Origin of the sequence: Psychrobacter sp. CAL346-MNA-CIBAN-0220 (assembly GCF_040309805.1) — a bacterium.
GTDB lineage: Bacteria > Pseudomonadota > Gammaproteobacteria > Pseudomonadales > Moraxellaceae > Psychrobacter.
In genome coordinates this window covers 1-271 of record NZ_JBEOPF010000301.1, presented here as the reverse complement: position 1 = coordinate 271, position 271 = coordinate 1, and the positions used below count along the sequence as shown (strand labels likewise).

The following is a 271-nucleotide window of genomic DNA, read 5'->3' as shown; positions in this document are numbered from 1 at the left end:
GCATGACGGCGTGGGTATCTGGCTGGCCGCGCGGCGATTGAACCAGGGCAAGTTTCACTGGCCAGGCATCCGCCACGGCTCGGAAGTTGAACTCGACACCGAGCAACTTCAGGCGTTGGTACTGGGGCTGCCCTGGCAGCGGGTCGGTGCGGGCGGCGCGATCACAGTGCTGTAGCACCGGCCATTAGCCCATCGGTGTATCTGCGCAGAGCGTCTGCTCTGGCACAATCAGCAGCATGAACTCCTCGCCCAATCTCGACCAACTGACAGC

The 271-nt window shown here is 63.1% G+C and carries 1 protein-coding gene; it reads left to right on the top strand.

Annotated features, from left to right (window positions below; all coding sequences use genetic code 11):
* The first annotated feature begins 10 nt into the window (after positions 1 to 10).
* Entirely contained in the window at positions 11 to 175 is a 165-nt protein-coding gene (gene tnpB / locus AAEY88_RS13725; protein ID WP_350563277.1) for an IS66 family insertion sequence element accessory protein TnpB, read from the top strand.
* The last annotated feature ends 96 nt before the right edge of the window (positions 176 to 271 follow it).